The following is a 17607-nucleotide window of genomic DNA, read 5'->3' on the forward strand; positions in this document are numbered from 1 at the left end:
CCGACTTCCCGTTTCGTCTTCCATACCTTGAGCCCTACGCCGGAGTGCCTTGATCGTCCGGCGCACCTTGATCGCTGCAGGGCCGGTTGATTGGCTGGCGACATGACTGACCTTGGACCTGTCGCCCGGCCGCCTGCCCCGATCAGGGCCGCAAGGCTCGTGCTCCGTGAGCCCAAGCCCCGAGACCGTGCGTCGTTCATCGAGCTGCTGGCGTCGCCAGTGGTGCACACCTACCTCGGCGGTCCCCGCCCCCGCGCAGAGCTCGAGCGCGAGCTGCCCAGGGTGCCGGAGCGGTGGCCCGGGAGCTTCGTCGTCGACCTCGACGGTGCGATGATCGGCCACATCCTGCTCCGGAGAGCACCGGAGCACAGCCGCCCGGCTGCCGTGGGGAAGGTCGATCTCGGCTACCTGTTCCTGCCGCGCGCCTGGGGATTCGGCTACGCCGCCGAAGCGTGCGCGGCAGCACTGGACTGGTTCGACGGCGTCCTTCCCGGCGAGCCGGTCGTGCTCCACACCCAGACCGCCAACATCGGCTCGATGCGCCTCGCGGCAAAGCTGGGGTTCACCGAGGTAGAGCGCTTCCGTGCCTGGGACGCCGAGCAGTGGCTCGGCATGCGACCCCCGCTCGCCCCCTCCAGGTGAACTCATACTCGATGCCGCAGAACCTCAGCTCGACCGCCACAGCACTCCATCTGGGAAACCACCACGTCACGGCCCGGCGCCTACGCGCCCTCCTGGGCAGGGCCAACGTCGCCTGCCGCAGCCGCACCCCGGCGGAACAACACGGTCCACAGGAACCTGACGCCGAACAGTGCTGACTCAGAGGGTTGTTCGCGCATACGGCGCAGTTCGACCTCTGCCAGGTCAGAGAAGATCCAGCGCAGTGATTCGGGCGTGTAGGCGAGGCCGCCTCCCAGCTCGCGCTCACGGTAGAGGTCCGCGTCGGTGAGTTCCGACCCCATGCCCGCCTCGCCGGCGGCGAAGCAGGTAAGGGCGAGGTGTCCACCAGGAGCGAGGACGCGGTCGAGGAGGCTCAGATAGCTGATCCTGCGATGAGGCGGTAGGTGGTGGAAGCATCCTGAGTCGACGACCAGGTCGTACGGACCGCTCAACTCGTCAGCGGGGAGGGCGAAAGCGTCACCGCACTTGACTTCCTCCCCCGCCTAAAGGCGGGGGATTCCAGCGGTCGCCCGCTGGGATTCCTGCTTCACCGACGACCGCCCCGTCCGGGAGGACTCCCGTTGAGGTCTTACACCGTCTCCACAGGCAGACGCCGCCAGCCCGGCGGCCAGGATGTTGCGGGCCGCATTCACATCGCGGTCATGCACCGCACCGCAAGTGCACGTCCATGTGCGGACGTTCAGCGGCAGTTTCCCGCGGACTGTCCCGCAGTTCCCGCACAGCTTGCTGCTGGGGAACCATCGGTCGATCACGACGAGCTCGCGCCCGTACCAGGCGCACTTGTACTCCAGCATGGAGCGCAGTTGCGTCCAGGCCGCATCGCTGATGGCGCGTGCGAGCGTGCCGTTCTTCAGCAGGTTGCGGACGCTCAGGTCCTCGATCACGACCGTTTGATTCTCGCGGACGAGTCGAGCCGACAGCTTGTGCAGGACGTCGCGGCGCCGGTCGGCGATCCGCGCATGCACACGGGCGACCTTGCGGCGGGCCTTCTCCCGGTTCGCCGAGCCCTTCGCCTTGCGCGACAGCTCCCGCTGCGCACGGGCCAGCCGTGTTCGATCCCGCTGCTCATGCCTCGGGTTGGCGACCTTTTCCCCGGTGGACAGGGTCACCAGAGAGGTGATCCCGGCGTCCAGGCCCACCGCGTTCGTGGTGGCCGGGGCCGGGGCGATGCGGTCCTCGCACAGCAGGGACACGAACCAGCGGCCCGCCGCGTCACGGGACACCGTCACCGTCGTGGGCTCGGCACCTTCCGGCAGCGGACGCGACCAGCGGATGTCCAGAGGGCCGGCCATCTTCGCCAACGTCAGCTGTCCGTCGCGCCAGGTGAAGGCGCTACGCGTGTACTCCGCCGACGCCCGCGACTTCTTACGGGACTTGTAGCGCGGGTACTTCGCACGCTGGGCGAAGAAGTTCCCGAACGCCGTCTGCAGATGGCGCAGCGCCTGCTGCAACGGAACCGAGGACACCTCCGCCAGAAAAGCGAGTTCCTCGGTCTTCTTCCACTGCGTCAACGCGGCCGAGGACTGCACGTAGGAGATGCGGCGCTGCTCGCCGTACCAGGCCCGGGTGCGCTCCTCCAAGGCCTTGTTGTAGACGAGGCGGACACAGCCGAACGTGCGCGACAACTCAGCCGCCTGCACGCCGGTGGGGTAAAAGCGGTCCTTGAACGCCCGCTTGACCTGCTCCGCCATACCTCACAGCGTATCAATTTCCGTGTGGGCAAAGAGAGTCGGCCGGTAGACGGCGCACGCCGGTCCGCCTGGGCGGCGAACCGGCTTCCCCTGCCCTGCTCCGCAGGAGCTTCGATTCCTCCCCGACCTGACGGCCGGGGTATCCACGAAGGACAGACCCGATGAAGCGGACCTCGACTTCAGCCGCGTGGGCCCGCTCCTCGCCCCAGGCAACGGCCATGGGAGAGAGGTCGACAGCGTCCACCGCAAAGCCGCGCGCGGCGAGGAACAGAGCATTGCGGCCCGGCCCGCACCCCAGGTCCAGAACCCGGCCGGGAGCAATCAGGCCCTGGTCGAGGTAGGCGGCCAGGTTCTCGTCCGGCTTCGCCGCGAAGAACGGGACGGCCCTTGACCGGTCGGCGTAGAAGCGGTCCCAGAAGTCCTTGCCGTCGCCGGTCGCCGAACAGCCGGCCTCGGATGGGGAGGTGAAGAGTCCGTCCAGGAGAGACAGAACGTCCTCGACGGTGCGTACGGTCCGGTCCATCCGGCCCCCTTCGACCGGGATCGGATAGGAACGGCGAGGATTCCGTGCCAGGTCAGACCGCGTAGGGCGAGGGGTGCAATGGGCTCCTGCAGCCCTCACGGCAGGAAGACAGGAAACCCCACTCACACCCCCGCCCGGCACGAGCCCAAGCACCCGTCAGCGAGCAGGAAGGGACCCTCCTCTGCCGTGCCAGGGAAACTATTTCGACGAGTTTTCCAGCGGTGCTGATGAGACGTCGTTGCAATTGGTCAGCTGTCCTGCCGTTGCCCGAGCAGGCGGGCCTGTTCCTTCTTCAGCAGGGAGAATCCCTGACGTGCGTAGGCGGCCAGCTCCTCGCTGGGGAACGACACCACCGAGAGGTGCTGGTCGTGGTTTCCCTGCTCCCACCGGGCAGCCGTGATCTCGTAGCCCGAGACATGCGCGCATAGCTGGAGCAGGAGCTGTGGCATCTCTGGTTCGCGCAACAGGTCCGCGTGTTTGATGACCAGGTCGCGCATGGCCTGGATGTTCGGCAGAAAGACGGTAGTCACCCACAGCCGCCACTCGGTGAGCTCTTCTGGAGTGGGCGGGGTCTCATGAACGAACGGTGACGTTCCGCCAGGGCGAGCGTGACGTTCCAAGAACGCACCGAAGGTGCGGCTGTTGGCTTCCGTAAGGGCGAAAAGGGGCCCGTAGAAGTCGCTGAGCTGGCGATTCACGCGGGCCAGGTGTTCTTGCCGCTGCGACAGGCGCAGGCCGTTGAGGTAGGTGACAACATAGCCCACGAACGCCAGCCCAATGGTGGCGACCACTGCGATCATGAGGGGCGATGCTAGCGAGCAAGGCGTCCCCTGGTTAGACGGCCGTAGCAGCTTAGTACTGCAACGGTGCTTGCCGTGACTGCTGGCCAGTTGGCTCGTTGGTGTGGTTATGGGTGGGGACCTTGCTGGTGTCAGGTTGTGGGCGGGTGAACTGGACGCTCTGCATGGGCGGTTCGTGCACCGGTTCAACCGGGAGGAGCCGCGTCAGTCGGCGCTGGCGTACATGCGCGGGCTGGTCGCGCCGCTGGAGCGGAAGAACGGATGGACGCTGGCGGAGGAAGCCGGGCACGCGGGTCCCGATCGCATCCACCGGCTGCTGAACCGGATCGAGTGGGATGCCGACGAGGTCCTGGACGACGTGCGCGACTACGTCGTCGAACACCTCGGAGACCGCGAGGCTGTCCTGATCGTCGATGACACCGGCTTCTTGAAGAAGGGCGTCCGCTCGGCCGGGGTGCAAAGGCAGTACTCCGGCACCGCAGGCCGCACCGAGAACAGCCAGATCGGGGTGTTCCTCGCCTACGCCACAGATCGCGGACGCACCCTCATCGACCGGCGGTTGTATCTGCCCACCTCCTGGACGGACGACCGGGAACGGTGCCGGCGGGCAGGCATCGACGACACGCTCGCCTTCGAGACGAAGGTGGCCATGGCCAGGGCGATGGTCCGCCGAGCCCTCGCCGACCGGATCCCGTTCGGATGGGTGACAGCCGACGCCGCCTACGGCTTCAGCAAGGGCTGGCGGTTCGAACTGGAACAGGCGGACGTCTTCCACGTCATGGCCACCACCCGGCACGACACCGTCGTCACCCGCTGGTCCATCGACCACCCCGTCCACGACCTGTTCCCCGGCCTGCCCCGGCAGAAGTGGAAACGCCGCTCCTGCGGCACGGGAGCCCACGGCCGCCGGATCTACGACTGGGCCCGCGTCGAAGTGAGGCCCTGGCACCTCGAGGACCGCCGGCACTGGGTCCTCGCCCGCCGCAGCGTCAGCCACCCCGAGAAGATCTCCTACTACATCGCCTACTGCCCCGCCGACACCACGCTGGACGAGTTGATCCGTATCGCGGGCAGCCGCTGGGCGGTCGAGGAATGCTTCCAGACCGCGAAGCAGGAATGCGGCCTGGACGACTACCAGGTCCGCCGCTACCCCGGCTGGCACCGCCACATGACCCTGGCCATGGCCGCCCACGCCTGCCTCACCGTCCTGCGGGCCCGGGAGCTGGACACGGAGAAAGCAGAAACGGATCCTCCCAGCTCATCCACCTCAGCCTCGCCGAGATCCGACGACTGATCACCCGCCTCACCAACCGCCGTCCGACCCCGGTCGACCACATCCTGCACTGGTCAACCTGGCGCCGGAGGCGACAACGACAGGCCCGCGTCAGTCACTACAAACGACGCGGACACAGTCCCTGAAACTGCCCAGCAATCAGAGCAAGCACCGTTGCAGTATTAGAGTCTGACGCGACCGCATGCGGCACACGGATCGGCGTCTGCGTAAGCAAGCTCGGCTCGCTAGCCCTCGTCTGCGCGGACAATCCGGGAGCCTTCCTCGGAACGGAGGAGGCTCAGGCCGAGGGCGAGCTGGACGGCGCTGACCTTGCCAAAGTCAACCGGGCATTGGTCGAGTTCGGCTATGCAGTGGTTGCCGAGGAACTGTTGGAGAGCGACTACGACGGGCCGAGCCGACTGCTCTCGCATGTTCAGCGGCCCACCTGGCGGAATCGCTCCACCGGCTTCCTCTGACGATCGCGCCGACAGGGTCAGACCCGTGCCCGCCAGGCAGCCGTCGATGATCTCCGTCCGGTACTGAAGCATCTTGTGCTTGCGCGTCACGGCGCGGTGACCTGCCCGAGGCCGGCGGCGGCCCGGTTGCCGGGCGTCGGCGTCCTAGCTCAGTGCAGAGTGAAGTACGGGCCCACGTGCGCAGGCAGGCAGGTGTTGAGTGGACATGCGAATCTGGTCCGCGTGGAAGGGGTGGTGGTGTGGAGGGCGTTCGTGCGAGTCAGGCTCGCCAGGCCTTTTTGAGAACGCTTGAGAAGGGACAAGTCCGCAGAGGAACCGTCTCATCGGTCGGTGAGGTCGATGCCCTCATTGATCTTGGCGGGATCGACGGGCTGCTGCGGGCTCCTGAGGTGACCTGGCAACGTCGCGAGGTAACAATGGACCAGGTGCTGCGAGTGGGACAGGACGTGACCGTCACTGTCCTGGACGTGGACGCCGATCGGGACTGGCTCACCGTGTCCTTGAAGTCTCTGCAGGACGATCCGCTCCGTGAGTTCGCCCGCACGCATCTTGGACACGTGGTTCCGGGCCGGGTGACCAAGGTGGCTTCGATCGGAGTCTTCGTTCGCGTCCACGAACACGTCGAAGGGCTGCTGTCGGCCTCGGAACTGCCTGAACGGGAGGCCGACCACCAGCCTCTGGCCATCGGTGACGTGCTGCTGGTCGAAGTCACCGAGATCAACCTGGACAGGCGCCAGGTCAAACTGCTGTTGCGGGACGGGGGCTGACCGCACCGACCCGGCGCCTGCGGCCGAGGCTTCCGGCGGAGGCGGCACCTCCGTCCATGGCGAAGAGCGAGCCGGTCGAGGATCGCGGTCGCGAGGACCTCATCACCGAACACCTGTCCCCGCTCTCCAAAGGTCTTGTTCGAGGTGCCGATTTGACCCCATTTCTCGGGGCGGGTCTCGAACAGGGAATATTTAGTCCCACCAAACCGAGGGATGAGAAGCTGGCTGCTGAGTGACCGTGGGGTGAGCGTGATGGACGCGATCCTCATTGCGCGCGAGCTGCTGCGCGCGGGTCCCACCGCTTTGGGCGAGGCGAAGGGCATCGTGCTGTCCTGCCCGTCACGGGGTGTGGAACGTCAGCGTCGTGCCGAACTGGTGGATTCGCAGCTCGACGCGGTGAACCAGATAGCCGACGACGGGTGACCCACCGCCATCACCGTTGGGCCAAGCCCCGACAGCCCCATGGGGCCACGATCGGCACACAGCCAGCTAATCGCCGACGTTTCCATCAAGGGCCCCCGCAGGCCCTGCACCTCCCGCTACAGTGGCGCGCCTGTGAGGCGTGTTCCAGCCACCTGAGCTACAGGCGCCTCGGCTGCCGTGGCCGCGTGTCAGCGCGGCCTGGCTGCCATGTATAAACTACGCCGCAAAGGGTGACATTTCGCCCTCAATATACGTAAGCGAATGCCCGCCTCGCCGCGGGTTCCAAGGGATGGGCGCGTAATGAACGGCTCGTGGTCGTGGCGGAGGTCGTCGTTCAGCGACGCCGCAGGCAATCAGTGCGTGGAGGTCGCGCGTACTCCGCTCGGCGTCATGGTGCGCGACTCCAAAGACAACGCCGCGGGTCGCCTTGCCTTCGGCGCAGCCGCATGGAGCCGCTTCACTGCCTCAACCGACACCACGGACCGCACCCCCACGAGCGGATGACATCCGTCTGAGACGCCTCCGCAAAACGCCGCGCCCTACCTGCTGGACCAACCGGTACGGGCGCGGCGCACTGCGTTCAGCGACCGGGTGTCCCCAGTCGACCGGCCAGGGCGAGCCCTGCGGTGGCGATGGCTCCGGCGGCCGCCCTGCCGGCGTCGTCGGGAACCAGAATCAGCGTGAAGATGGCCGCAGCCAGTGAGGCAACCGCCACGATCACGGCGGCCACGGCATTAGCGCGCGGCAGAACGGGGATGCTCCCCTTCGGTTCTTCCGCCGCAGCGCGTTCGACGTCTTCCGACATGGTGTACTCCAGATGGCCCGGGGCTTGAAACGGTGCTTGGCGCCGTTCGCTTGCAGACGAACGGCCCCTCCTGAGATGGCGATTCCCTCGGCCTAACGTGATCACTCATTGGCCCCTCACCATCGAAGTCCCCTGTTGCGCCCGGTGGTTGAGATCTCCACACATCAGATCGACGCCACACGGATTGCGATCCGGCCAGACGCTACCTAGCAGATTGATGGTTTATCCGGACGCCCTGGTGAGCACACCTTGGTAAGAGCGATTGGATCCGGGCAGTTCTGCGCCGCTTTACCAGCAGCGATTGCGAACTCGGCCTGGATGCGCAACCGTTCTCCATACGCTGGTGTCCGGTGGCCCGGGCGATCAGCATGGGGCGCATCCCGTTGCAGCGGGCTCGCCCCGCTGTGGCTTCGCCTGTGCGGAGCCACAGCCATGTCTGCGGCAAGTGACTCCGTGCGCCCCACCGTGCCTCTATGCGCCCCCGGCGGCAGCCATGCACAGTGAAGGCAAGGGCGAGTTGATCGCATCTCTGAATCGGCAGCGCCGCCGCTCAGTCCCCGTTCGGCGGATCGATGTGGAAGTCGTGAGGCTGCGTCTCCAGGTGTTCGGCTATCTGCAGCAGGACCCGAGGGATTTGCTCGCCCTTGATCGCCCTCTCCTCGAGGCCCCAGAACAGCTCCAGGTAGGCAACGAAGTTTTCCGTCTCGGTGCTCACGGTGGCCGTGCCCCGAAGGTTCTCCAGATATACGAACGGCGGCATCTCCTCTTCCTCGAACTCGAAGAGGGTGAAGGGACCCTGTGACGCGGAATGTGCACCACGGCTGAACGGAAAGATCATGATGTCGCGGCGAGGATGGGCCGCCAGTTCAGCGAGTCTGCGCAGCTGTCCCTTCATGACCCCCGGACCGCCCACCTGCCGGCGGATCACCGACTCGTCCAGGATGAAGTACGCCTCCGCCTCGTCCCGTTCGAGCGCTTCCTGACGCAGCATGCGCGCCTCAAGCATGCGCTGCCGCTGTGGTTCGGAGAAGCGCGCCGGGGTGTAGGCGCGGATGATCGCCATCGCGTACTCCTCCGTCTGGAGCAGCCCGGGCATCACCAGGGGCTGGAAGCTGCGGGTCACGAAAGCCGCAGACTCCATCGCGAGAAAGCCAAGGAAGTCCTTGTCGTAGATGTCCCGATACTCGGTGAAGGGCATCTTCCGGCTCCCCCGAGCCAGGTTCAGCAGCTCCTCCACAGTGGCATCGTCTCCCACCCCGAAAAGAGCCAGCAGAGGGCGCAGGTCATTGACGGAAATTCCGACCTCGCCCGCTTCTATACGCAGCAGCTTGCTCGGGGACCACTCCATGCGCTCCGCAACCTGCCGCTGCGTCAGATGGGCGGCCGTCCGCAATTGCCGCAACCGCGTCCGAAGCCGCAGTCGCTGTATCGCGGGACTCCCCCTGCTCGGCGTCGCCATACGTCCCCCAATCTGCGATACGGCTGATTGTCGCATCACCACCTGGCATTAAGCGGACCTGAACAGCGCACAAAGCAAGCCGTCTTTATGCACGTCACCAACATGGACCGCAGTGCTTCCGCTGACCCACTTGCACCAGCAGACCTCCTGCGGCTCGCGATTCAGCGGCAGGTGCCGACAGACACCGAGGAGAGCGCCGCCCGGGAACTGCCCTACGACGGCGCTCGGAAACCGATACACGGCTCAATTCGGATATCCCCAGCGGACGGCTTCTGTGCTAATCGAGTCCCCGGATATCGCGCATGCCGATGCGCTGGTGACTGGCTCTGCCGACTGGAACGCTGTCGGGACGGGCGATCATCCATGACCGAACTGCTGCACTGAGGCCACCGTCCGCAATGACCAGCTGGTGCCTCGGGGCGCTGGTCAGCACGATGTGAACTGCCCCGAGTTTCGTAGCGGCCAATCTTGTTTGTTTCAGGCGACGTTCGGATTGGCCAGAGAACGGGAACGGTAGTAGCCCGCTTCGAACTCTTCGGGTGGGAGGTAGTCGAGTGCAGGGTGCAGGCGCTCGGTGTTGTACCAGCCGACGCACTGCACGACTGCGCGTTCGACCTGGTCAGCATCTCTCCAGGGGCCTTGGTCTGCTCCGGCGACCGCCTCGGCCTGTGCGCCGGATGCCAGCGCCAGACCCACAGACGCGGCAGCGGCGGTGCCCCTCTGCGTCGGTGGTGCGCACCGCGCGCTGGAACGCGACGAGCATGCGGTCGAGCTGCGGAAGAAGGATGTGTGGCCGCAGGGGGAATGACCGCGGCGGCGCTCGGGGCGTTCGTCGTCTTCGAGGACGGGGCCGGGTTCTCGATGACGCCGCCACGGGCCCACACCTGGGGCCGGGCGTGGACACACGCCGGTGATGCGGTGCGGGGCCGGTCCTGGCCCGCCGCTGGTCGATCACCGCCCTGCGCTACCGGCCGGGCGAGGCGTCCCGGCTGATCTACCGGCCGCGCCGCCACCGCAAGCACAACGTCACAGGACGCGACAGCTTCTCCTGGCGTGACTACCGCGACCTCGTCGTCCGCGCCCACACTCAGCTCGGCGCCCCCATCGTCCTGATCTGCGACAACCTCAACGTTCACCGGGCCGCCGCATTGCGGAAGTACGCGGCCGAACTATCGTTCAACTGCCCTCCTGTGCACCAGACTTGAATTTCCTTCACATCTCGTCGGCGGCCTCCCAGGCCCGGACTGTCCGGGAACCGGAGGGTCCATGGTCAGGCCTGAATGCTGCAGCGCGGCGCGAGCGTTGAGCTACGCGTCAACCGGCCGAGCGCGGGAAGCGGGCGCGATGCGACAAGCGATGTTGGAGTGGCGGGTGTTACTCGTCGTTGATGGCTTCCTTCCCCACTCGCACTTCGCCACTCGCGTCGCAACCGCGTGGACGGAGAACAGCGTCTTGCCGGCGTGGCTTGTCCATGACGGTGTGTCGTGCGGTGGTGAACACGTGAGCGGCGCCGAGCGCGCCTTCAGTCGCAGGCAGTCGAGGATGTCGATACTTCTGTCCAAGAATTCGAACAGAGAGATGTCCGAACCGTATGGCTTCTGTTTAGGCTGAGAACCAACGCGTCGGCAGCCGTGGACCGATGGCTGGGTGACCTCCAGCAGGCCCGCGGACGGGGTACCACGCGATGGGGGACCACGTGATGGAGAACGAGATGTCGGTGTTCGGCGTGTCCGCGACCGAAGAGGATATCTACCGTCATTTTCTGAGAAATCCGGATACACCTGTGGATGGCATCCATCTCCGTCTGCACATAGATCCGGACACCGCACGGCGCTGTCTGGGCCGACTCTGTGAACTGGGCCTGCTGCAGTCCACCGGCACGGACGAGCTGATCTCTCCGACGGATCCCGAAGTGGCGCTGGCCCGGCTGGTGGACGTACGACTGCACGAGCTCCACCAGGAGCTTCAGCGCGTCACTCGGTCACGGCACGTGGTGGACGGACTGCGTGCGGAGCTCGGTGCGCGCAGTCCCTCACCGCAGGGCATCGAGCAGTTGGAAGGCCTCGCCGAGATCCGTGACCGCATCGACGACCTGGCGTTCTTCGCCCGCGACGAGATCCTTTCCGTGGAGCCGTACACCAGCATGTCACCGGAGAACATCGAACGGTCAAGGCCACTGGACCTGCGCTGTCTGCGCCGCGGCGTACGGATCCGCAGTGTCGTGGTGCGCGAGGTCCTGGAGGATGGTCCGACCGCCGGTTACCTTCGGGAGCTGCTCTCCCACGGCGCCATGGTCCGGGTTGTCGAGGACACCACGGAGCGCATCCTCGTCTACGACCGCGCGGCGGCGCTGGTGCCGTTGGATCCCCAGGACACCTCGCGCGGCGCGCTGTTGGCGAACAACAACGGGATCGTAGCCAACATCATCGCCCTCTTCGAGAAGATCTGGGACGAGGCCGAGGATCTGGCGAAGGTGGACCTGACCGACGGCGAGAACGTGGCTTCCGGCCTGTCCGGGACCGAGCAGCGGGTGCTCGCCCTGATGTGCTCGGTCGGCAAGGACGAGGAAGGCGCACGCGAGTTGGGGGTCTCGGTCCGCACCTACCGGCGCTACGTCGCCGATCTCATGGAGATGCTCGGTGCCGCCAGTAGGGCGCAGGCCGCGCTGCTGGCGCGCGAGCGTGGCTGGATCTGACCAGGCTCCTCCGAATTTTTTGATCCGACCGGGGTCCCCGTCGGGTCCGCTCAGTTTTCCTGGTACCAGCCGTACAGGGCTGTGTCCGCGAGTACCGTCCGCAGGGCGTGGTGCACCGTGCTCCGGTCGGTGCCGTCGGCCAGCTCGATCCGCAGCCGGACCCGGTCGGGGCTGGCCTCGCAGGTGCAGGACCAGGTCGCCGGGAGCAGCCCCAGCAGGCGCACCACCGTGGTCTCGCCGGAGGGAGCCGTTCTGTCGCGGCGGACGGTGACGATCTCCACCGTGTCCACGGCGGGATCAGGTGTCAGCATGTCCGCTCTCCGCCGGACGGTTCGGTGCGCGACGGGTTCAGGACATGCAGGGCGGCGGCGGCCATCGCCGCAATGCCGGTCGGCAGGGCGGTACGGATGTCGGGGGCGAATCCCGGCGAGTGGTTCGACTCCACCGGCGGGCCTCCGGCCAGGGCCGCCCGCCACTGCTTGAGGCCGGTCACGCCGAGCATCCAGTACGCCGTGCGCACGTCGTCGGTCTCGGCGGCGAAGTGCGGGAAGTCCTCGGTGGCGGTCGTGGCCGGCCAGTGGGCCACGCGATGCGTGCCGAGCAGATCCTCGTGCACCCGGCGTACGGCCGCCGTGGTGGCCTCGTCGGGTATCAGTACGGGCGAGCGGGCGGTGACGGTGATCTCGGGGTCCTTCGGGCAGCCGGAGGCCGCGCACTCGGCTCGTACGATCCGTTCGACGGCATCCGTCACCCGGTCCAGCGCGGCCTCGGAGAAGGCCCTGACACACAGGCTCAGTTCGGCGTCGTCCGGGATCACGTTGCCGCGCGATCCCGCGTGGAGCGAGCCGACCGTCAGCACGACCTGTTCCGCCGGCGCGGTCTCCCGGGAAACGATGGTCTGCAGGCGCAGCACGGTGGAAGCGGCGGTCGGCACCGGGTCGACCGTCAGGTGTGGGGTACCGGCGTGACCGCCGCGCCCGTGGATGACGACGTCCATCGCGGTACTGCCGGCCATCAGCGGCCCCCGGCCGTGGGCGACCGTGCCCGCGGGCAGTGGGGCGGTGTGCTGTGCCAGGACCACCTGGGGTGTGCCGAAGCGCTCGAACAGGCCGTCCGCCAGCATCGCGCGGGCTCCGCCGAGCGTTTCCTCGGCGGGCTGGCCGATGACCAGGAGGGTGCCGCTCCAGGTGTCACGGGCGCGGGAGAGCTGCGTCAGCGCCCCCGCGACCGCGGCCATGTGCAGGTCGTGGCCGCAGGCGTGCATGACGCCCGGCACAGTGCTCTCGTACGGCAGGCCGGTACGCTCCGCGATGGGCAGCGCGTCGAGTTCGGTGCGCAGCATCACCGTGGGACCGGGGCCGTTGCGCAGTACGCCCACGACACCGTGGCCGCCGACGTCGCGGCTGACCACGCAGCCGTATTGCTCCAACTTCGCGGCGAAGCGCGCGGCCGTACGGCTCTCGGCGCCCGAGAGCTCCGGGTGGGCGTGCAGATCGAGGTAGAGCTCGATGGCGGACCTCAGCACGTCCCGCGGGACTGCCGATGTTCCGGTCACTGTCCTCACCTCCTCCTTCCCTCACGGGTCCGTTGCTCGCGAGCGTGCGGTCCGGGTGCTCCAGATCTCTGTCGGATCGCTGTCAGGGGGTGTCAGCGACCTGAGAGCGGGAGCCGGGCCGATCTGACAGCGGCTGCCGTTGGAATGGGGTCATCGAAGGGGAACACCGCCGCAACAGCCGGCGGGGCCCGCCGGACAAAGGAGAACCCCATGGCCCACAAGACGGAGCTCGCCACCCTCGCCGACGAGATCCTGGAGCTGGAGTCGGAGACCTTCGAGATCTCGGACTACTCGGACGCGGTCGAGGTCGTCCTCGCCGGTTCGACGTCCTCCTCCTCCACGTCGACCTGCTCCAGCACCACCAGCACCACCTCCTGCAGCGCCTGATCCGGCGCCTGTCTCCGATCGGCAGCCCCTTCCTCGACGGGAACCCGCCCTGGAGGGGGCTGCCGGGCGTCGCGGCACCGACCGCACGCCGGACCCGCGCCACGGTGGGCCGCTCGCACGACGGCGGTGCGGGAACCCCGGCGTCGCCAGGCCCAGGTGAACGCGGGCCGGGGCAACGGACGTCAGGGAAACGGATGAGGTACGACCTTGATGTCCGACTCCGGCAGATCGTCCGTACGCCGGCCCGCCGCCCTCAGGGCAGTCCTCAGCCGGGGCATCAGCAGAGCCCTCTGCCTGGTCCAGCCGAAGTCGAGCGGGAGCAGGCCCGGAACGATCGTGCTGACCGTGTGCAGCCCCATCCGGTGCTGCTCGGGGGTGGTCTGGTCGACGGCGATGACGTCGTGTCCGGTGCGGACCAGCTCGTCCCGCAACAGCGCCAAGTCGTCGAACAGATCGCCGGTGCGCGGCCGCACCCGCTCCCAGTCGCCGTACACCTCGCCGAGCGGCAGTACGGCCTCGGGCTCCAGGTACTCGCGGGCGTGCTCGGCCATCTGCGGCAGGCCATACAGCTGGGCGTGGTCCTTGAGGTGCAGCACCTTGGTGAAGTCCCGTGCCATGGACTTCAGTTCGCCGTGTCGCTCGGCGACCTGGTAGGGCAGGTGGGGAATGTACGTCAGCACCTCGGAGAGCGCGGAATCGACGGTTCCCTCCGGATCGAAGCCCGCCGCCGCGCTGAAGGAGAGCGTGCCGTAACCGCCGTCACGGCGGACGGCGAGGGCGGTGACGACCGGGACGGCGAGATCCATCCGGGTGTCGAAGGCGTGCACGTCGTAGCCATGCAGAGCGGCCCGGTCGAGCATGGAGCGGACCGTGCCCCGACAGGAGCCGAGGTCGATCTCGGTGAGGCGGGCCCGGCCGTACCAGGCGAGCAGGAACGCGTCCCGCTCGACGAGTTCCAGCAGTCCGAAGAAGATCGCCTCCTCCAGACTGCCGCCGGTGGCACAGCCGTTGGAGCACTCGAAGACGAAGTTGTCTGCGTCCACGCCGGCGCTGTAGTGCGCCAGCCGGGACGGAACGAGGATCGGACGGTCGTCGCGCAACGAGTGCCCCCACACCCAGGGGATCGGCCGGTCCGGGTCGAAGGGGCTGACGAGGTGGTCCCTCGCGTAGGTCTCGGGGGCGTAGAAGCCGCACTCCGCCGGGTTCAGCGCGCGGTCCGCGAGGTGGTGATACGAGTCGACGACCGGCTCCGTGCCCCGGCGCCGGTGCGTACCGGCATACCGCTCAAGGCCCTCGAGGTAGGCGAGGGTGCGGCTGGTGCGGTAGCTGTTGGCCTGGCCGCTCCAGGTGACGTCGTTGAGTCCGGCGTATCCGCGCACGAAGTGCGTCCCGGCGACCGGAGCGGTGGTGGTCGAGGCCGGGTTGATCCAGGTGTCCGAGCCCAGGGCACCGCAGACCGGATTGGCCAAAGCGGTGGTCGGCAACGGATAGGAGTCCAGAGCCCGCAGCCGATATCCGACCGGGTCCGGCTTGGGCGCGGACCCCAGTCGCATCCGCGCCGACTCGGCGGTGTCGGGACGCGTCGCCACGCAGGAGGGACACAGGGGCTCCGGCAGTATCGGAAAGCCGGCGGTCGCGAGAGTGACGAGATCAACCCGGGTGACCTGCGGCAGGACACGGTCGGCGACGGGACGTTGGGCCGCGGCAACCGCACTGTGAGGTACGGCGGTCGGCGCGAGCGCACCCACGGGAGCAGCCGCCGACACGGCAGTTGCGGTACTAGTAGTCCCGTTCCCCGCGACGGCCACCGGCCCGGCCGGAGCAGCAACTCCGCGCCCCGCCCCGCCAAGCACCGCCCGCCAGGCCGCCCAGACCGCGTCGACGGCGTAGTCCGTGAGGACCGGCCACTGCACCGCCCCCTTCGGCTCGTGGCCCAGTTCCAGGGCCTCGCGTTCGGAGCGGCTGCGCAGTCGTTGCCAGCGCATGGCGAGGCACTGGCCGCAGGCCGTGGTGCCCGGTCCGCCTCCCCACGGGCCGATCAGCGCGGCGCGTGAGGTGAGGTGGACGGTGGCCGTCGGCCGGATCGCGGCGTAGGGGTCGCGATGACCGAAGCCCAGGGTGTCGGCGGCGCCGAGCGGCACGACCAGTGGAGCGGGCAGAGCCTGCTCCCCGCCCGCCGCACGGTACTGCGCCCTGTGGCGCGCGCTCAGCGCCCGCTGGAGCACGGCGCGCCCGCCCTCCAGTGGGGTGTTCGCGGCCAACTTCGCCAAGGCTGCCAGGGCCGGGACGGCCCCGGTGGTCATGGTCGTCGGTGTCATGACTGATCGCTCCAGCGGAAGGTCTTCAGCGCGACGGCGCACAGGACGAGCGCGAACGCGGCGAGCACCGCGCAGGCGACGGCGATGTCGCCCGTCCCGTCGGTCCCGGTGAGGGCGGCGGAGACGCCGTCGTTGAAATAGCGCAACGGCAGCACCCGGGACAGGGTCTGCATCCACTGCGGCATGGCGTCGAGCGGGAAGAACGATCCGGACAGGAACGCCATGGGGAGCATCAGGCAGTTCGCGACCGCTGCGACGGCCTCCGGAGTCCTGGCGTACGAGCCGACGACCACGCCGATGGCGAGGAACGCGGTGATGCCGAGCACGAGCACGGGCAGCGCCAGCGGCCAGCGGGGCGACAGGCTCAGCCCGAAGGACGGCAGCATGGCGACGGCGACGAACAGCACCGCCTGGACCACTCCGATGGCGAGGGCCAGTACATAGCGGGAGCCGAGCACGCTCGAGGCCCGGGTCGGCGTCATTCGCACCAGCCGCAGGATGTCGTCGCGGCGCCACTGCATGAGGGTGAAGCCGACGCCGAAGACCGCGGCGTTGGCGACGCCCCAGGAGAGCACGCCGGGGGCGATGTAGTTGATGTAGGGCTTCCCGCTCTCCTCGACCTCCTGGCCCTGGAAGATCAACCCGAAGACGATCAGGAAGAGCAGCGGGAAGGCGAAGGTGAAGAAGAGGGTGGTCTTGTCCCGGGTGTAGGCCCGGTACCCGGCCTGGCTCAGCGCCGCGTATGCGCTCATGGCGTGTCTCCGTATCCGGTGGTGGCTGTTGGGTGCCGGGTCTACGACTGGGGGGTGCCGGTGAGTTCGAGGTAGACGTCCTCGAGGCTTGTCGTGCGGGTCTGTACGCCCTGGAGACCGACGAGTTCGTCGATGGCGGCCAGCACGGGGCCGGACTGCAGGGTCTCCAGCACGATGTCGTCGGCCTCCTGGACGACCCGGTCCACTCCGGGAATCGCTTGCGCGGCCTGCAGGGTCAGCCGCTCGGCGGGAACCAGCAGCCGTGTCGTGGGACTGCCTGCCGCCACCAGTCGCCTGGGGGTGTCCAGGGCGGCGATCCGGCCGTGGATCATGATGGCGACGCGGTCGCAGAGTGCCTCGGCCTCGTCCAGGTGGTGGGTGGTGTAGACGATGGTGCGGCCCGCGCGCTTGAGGTCGCGCAGCACCTCCCACAGGGCGCGGCGCGCCTGCGGGTCGAGGGCGGCGGTGGGCTCGTCGAGGAAGATCAGCTCCGGGCCGTGGACCAGCGCGGAGGCGATGGCGAGCCGCTGGCGCTGGCCGCCGGACAGGTCGTCCACCCGGTGGTCGCCCTGTTCGGTCAGCGCGACGCTCGCCAGGGCGCGTTCGGCCGCCTGTCGGTCGGTCCGGTAGAGCGCGGCCATGGTCTGCAGGTGCTCCCGCGCGGTCAGCCGCACGAAGAACGCCGAGGACTGCGTCTGCACGCCCAACCGGGGCAGCAGGGCGACGTTGCGCGGCCAGGGCTGCTCGCCGAGGACCGACACCGTGCCGGAGTCCGCCTGCCGTTGGCCCTCCATGATCTCGACCACAGTGGTCTTGCCCGCGCCGTTCGGACCGAGCAGTCCGAAGAACTCGCCGCGTGCCACCGTCAGCGAGATGCCGTCGACGGCGTGGATGCTTCCGTAGTGCTTGTGGACTCCGTCGAGGACGACGGCCGGTCCGTCCGCGGCGGACCGGGCGGAGGCGACGGTCATGGAACTCTCCCTGGGGTTGGTACGCGCGTCG

At 68.0% G+C, this 17607-nt stretch carries 18 protein-coding genes and 3 pseudogenes; 8 read left to right on the forward strand and 13 right to left on the reverse strand.

Translation table 11 applies throughout. The features are described 5' to 3' along the window. Window positions 1–102 precede the first annotated feature (102 nt). Entirely contained in the window at window positions 103–642 is a 540-nt protein-coding gene (locus tag OG381_RS02400) for a GNAT family N-acetyltransferase (protein ID WP_327714395.1), read from the forward strand. A gap of 80 nt (window positions 643–722) precedes the next feature. Here OG381_RS02400 and OG381_RS02405 read toward each other — a convergent pair. The 4 genes and pseudogenes from OG381_RS02405 to OG381_RS02420 form a co-directional block, all read right to left on the reverse strand. Further along, a pseudogene (locus OG381_RS02405) lies at window positions 723–1145 on the reverse strand (class I SAM-dependent methyltransferase); the annotation flags it as partial. Window positions 1146–1163: 18 nt separating this feature from the next. Continuing rightward, window positions 1164–2372, reverse strand: coding sequence for an RNA-guided endonuclease InsQ/TnpB family protein (locus OG381_RS02410; RefSeq protein WP_327714396.1), 1209 nt, complete (start codon window positions 2370–2372; stop codon window positions 1164–1166). 13 nt (window positions 2373–2385) lie between these two features. Beyond that, window positions 2386–2895 (reverse strand): class I SAM-dependent methyltransferase, encoded by a 510-nt coding sequence (locus OG381_RS02415; protein ID WP_443061859.1) that lies wholly within the window; start codon window positions 2893–2895, stop codon window positions 2386–2388. A 248-nt stretch (window positions 2896–3143) separates the two neighbouring features. Then, entirely contained in the window at window positions 3144–3695 is a 552-nt protein-coding gene (locus OG381_RS02420; protein ID WP_327714397.1) for a hypothetical protein, read from the reverse strand. A 109-nt stretch (window positions 3696–3804) separates the two neighbouring features. Here OG381_RS02420 and OG381_RS02425 point away from each other — a divergent pair, with 109 nt between their 5' ends. Further along, window positions 3805–4989, forward strand: a complete 1185-nt coding sequence (locus OG381_RS02425; RefSeq protein WP_327714398.1) for an IS701 family transposase — start codon at window positions 3805–3807, stop codon at window positions 4987–4989. A 224-nt stretch (window positions 4990–5213) separates the two neighbouring features. On the opposite strand, the gene OG381_RS02430 is transcribed toward OG381_RS02425, so the two are convergent. After that, window positions 5214–5534, reverse strand: coding sequence for a hypothetical protein (locus OG381_RS02430; protein WP_327714399.1), 321 nt, complete (start codon window positions 5532–5534; stop codon window positions 5214–5216). Between the two features lie 149 nt (window positions 5535–5683). Here OG381_RS02430 and OG381_RS02435 point away from each other — a divergent pair, with 149 nt between their 5' ends. Next, entirely contained in the window at window positions 5684–6211 is a 528-nt protein-coding gene (locus OG381_RS02435; RefSeq protein ID WP_327714400.1) for a S1 RNA-binding domain-containing protein, read from the forward strand. Window positions 6212–6279: 68 nt separating this feature from the next. Here OG381_RS02435 and OG381_RS49585 read toward each other — a convergent pair. Continuing rightward, window positions 6280–6384 (reverse strand): annotated as a pseudogene (locus tag OG381_RS49585) (ATP-binding protein); the annotation flags it as partial. 79 nt (window positions 6385–6463) lie between these two features. Here OG381_RS49585 and OG381_RS02445 point away from each other — a divergent pair. After that, entirely contained in the window at window positions 6464–6634 is a 171-nt protein-coding gene (locus tag OG381_RS02445; protein ID WP_327714401.1) for a hypothetical protein, read from the forward strand. Window positions 6635–6934: 300 nt separating this feature from the next. Continuing rightward, entirely contained in the window at window positions 6935–7138 is a 204-nt protein-coding gene (locus OG381_RS02450; RefSeq protein ID WP_327714402.1) for a DUF397 domain-containing protein, read from the forward strand. A gap of 76 nt (window positions 7139–7214) precedes the next feature. Here OG381_RS02450 and OG381_RS02455 read toward each other — a convergent pair whose 3' ends face one another. Then, window positions 7215–7439, reverse strand: coding sequence for a hypothetical protein (locus OG381_RS02455; RefSeq protein WP_327714403.1), 225 nt, complete (start codon window positions 7437–7439; stop codon window positions 7215–7217). A gap of 550 nt (window positions 7440–7989) precedes the next feature. Then, window positions 7990–8934 (reverse strand): helix-turn-helix domain-containing protein, encoded by a 945-nt coding sequence (locus OG381_RS02460; protein WP_327714404.1) that lies wholly within the window; start codon window positions 8932–8934, stop codon window positions 7990–7992. A 697-nt stretch (window positions 8935–9631) separates the two neighbouring features. Between OG381_RS02460 and OG381_RS02465 the strand changes: the two are divergent. Both OG381_RS02465 and OG381_RS02470 read left to right on the forward strand, forming a co-directional pair. Further along, a pseudogene (locus OG381_RS02465) lies at window positions 9632–10105 on the forward strand (transposase); the annotation flags it as partial. A gap of 504 nt (window positions 10106–10609) precedes the next feature. Further along, window positions 10610–11593: a helix-turn-helix transcriptional regulator gene (locus tag OG381_RS02470; RefSeq protein ID WP_443062022.1), complete on the forward strand. Its 984-nt coding sequence runs from the start codon at window positions 10610–10612 to the stop codon at window positions 11591–11593. 50 nt (window positions 11594–11643) lie between these two features. Here the strand turns inward: OG381_RS02470 and OG381_RS02475 are convergent, their stop codons facing one another. Both OG381_RS02475 and OG381_RS02480 read right to left on the reverse strand, forming a co-directional pair. Beyond that, complete coding sequence (locus OG381_RS02475) at window positions 11644–11904, reverse strand: hypothetical protein (protein ID WP_327714406.1); 261 nt, start codon at window positions 11902–11904, stop codon at window positions 11644–11646. Beyond that, on the reverse strand, window positions 11898–13148 hold the full coding sequence (locus OG381_RS02480; RefSeq protein ID WP_327714407.1) for an amidohydrolase: 1251 nt from the start codon (window positions 13146–13148) through the stop codon (window positions 11898–11900). Before OG381_RS02480 ends, OG381_RS02475 begins: the two co-directional genes overlap by 7 nt. A gap of 210 nt (window positions 13149–13358) precedes the next feature. Here OG381_RS02480 and OG381_RS02485 point away from each other — a divergent pair, with 210 nt between their 5' ends. Continuing rightward, window positions 13359–13535 (forward strand): thiazolylpeptide-type bacteriocin, encoded by a 177-nt coding sequence (locus OG381_RS02485; protein WP_327714408.1) that lies wholly within the window; start codon window positions 13359–13361, stop codon window positions 13533–13535. A 182-nt stretch (window positions 13536–13717) separates the two neighbouring features. Here OG381_RS02485 and OG381_RS02490 read toward each other — a convergent pair whose 3' ends face one another. From OG381_RS02490 to OG381_RS02500, 3 genes are read right to left on the reverse strand one after another with little or no spacing between them, the layout of a single operon-like run. Beyond that, entirely contained in the window at window positions 13718–15853 is a 2136-nt protein-coding gene (locus OG381_RS02490; RefSeq protein ID WP_443061860.1) for a TOMM precursor leader peptide-binding protein, read from the reverse strand. Continuing rightward, entirely contained in the window at window positions 15850–16605 is a 756-nt protein-coding gene (locus OG381_RS02495) for an ABC transporter permease (protein WP_327714409.1), read from the reverse strand. The genes OG381_RS02490 and OG381_RS02495 overlap by 4 nt, the downstream gene beginning before the upstream one ends. A 41-nt stretch (window positions 16606–16646) precedes the next feature. Further along, window positions 16647–17576, reverse strand: a complete 930-nt coding sequence (locus OG381_RS02500) for an ABC transporter ATP-binding protein (RefSeq protein ID WP_327714410.1) — start codon at window positions 17574–17576, stop codon at window positions 16647–16649. Between the last annotated feature and the right edge of the window lie 31 nt (window positions 17577–17607).

Origin of the sequence: Streptomyces sp. NBC_00490, from assembly GCF_036013645.1 — a bacterium.
GTDB lineage: Bacteria > Actinomycetota > Actinomycetes > Streptomycetales > Streptomycetaceae > Streptomyces > Streptomyces canus_F.

Bases quoted from the DNA above. Each gene is read 5' to 3' on its own strand.
- OG381_RS02400 (WP_327714395.1), top strand. From the start codon at position 103: ATGACTGACCTTGGACCTGTCGCCCGGCCGCCTGCCCCGATCAGGGCC.
- OG381_RS02410 (WP_327714396.1), bottom strand. From the start codon at position 2,372: ATGGCGGAGCAGGTCAAGCGGGCGTTCAAGGACCGCTTTTACCCCACC.
- OG381_RS02415 (WP_443061859.1), bottom strand. From the start codon at position 2,895: ATGGACCGGACCGTACGCACCGTCGAGGACGTTCTGTCTCTCCTGGAC.
- OG381_RS02420 (WP_327714397.1), bottom strand. From the start codon at position 3,695: ATGATCGCAGTGGTCGCCACCATTGGGCTGGCGTTCGTGGGCTATGTT.
- OG381_RS02425 (WP_327714398.1), top strand. From the start codon at position 3,805: ATGGGTGGGGACCTTGCTGGTGTCAGGTTGTGGGCGGGTGAACTGGAC.
- OG381_RS02445 (WP_327714401.1), top strand. From the start codon at position 6,464: ATGGACGCGATCCTCATTGCGCGCGAGCTGCTGCGCGCGGGTCCCACC.
- OG381_RS02450 (WP_327714402.1), top strand. From the start codon at position 6,935: ATGAACGGCTCGTGGTCGTGGCGGAGGTCGTCGTTCAGCGACGCCGCA.
- OG381_RS02455 (WP_327714403.1), bottom strand. From the start codon at position 7,439: ATGTCGGAAGACGTCGAACGCGCTGCGGCGGAAGAACCGAAGGGGAGC.
- OG381_RS02460 (WP_327714404.1), bottom strand. From the start codon at position 8,934: ATGCGACAATCAGCCGTATCGCAGATTGGGGGACGTATGGCGACGCCG.
- OG381_RS02470 (WP_443062022.1), top strand. From the start codon at position 10,610: ATGTCGGTGTTCGGCGTGTCCGCGACCGAAGAGGATATCTACCGTCAT.
- OG381_RS02475 (WP_327714406.1), bottom strand. From the start codon at position 11,904: ATGCTGACACCTGATCCCGCCGTGGACACGGTGGAGATCGTCACCGTC.
- OG381_RS02485 (WP_327714408.1), top strand. From the start codon at position 13,359: ATGGCCCACAAGACGGAGCTCGCCACCCTCGCCGACGAGATCCTGGAG.
- OG381_RS02490 (WP_443061860.1), bottom strand. From the start codon at position 15,853: ATGACACCGACGACCATGACCACCGGGGCCGTCCCGGCCCTGGCAGCC.
- OG381_RS02495 (WP_327714409.1), bottom strand. From the start codon at position 16,605: ATGAGCGCATACGCGGCGCTGAGCCAGGCCGGGTACCGGGCCTACACC.
- OG381_RS02500 (WP_327714410.1), bottom strand. From the start codon at position 17,576: ATGACCGTCGCCTCCGCCCGGTCCGCCGCGGACGGACCGGCCGTCGTC.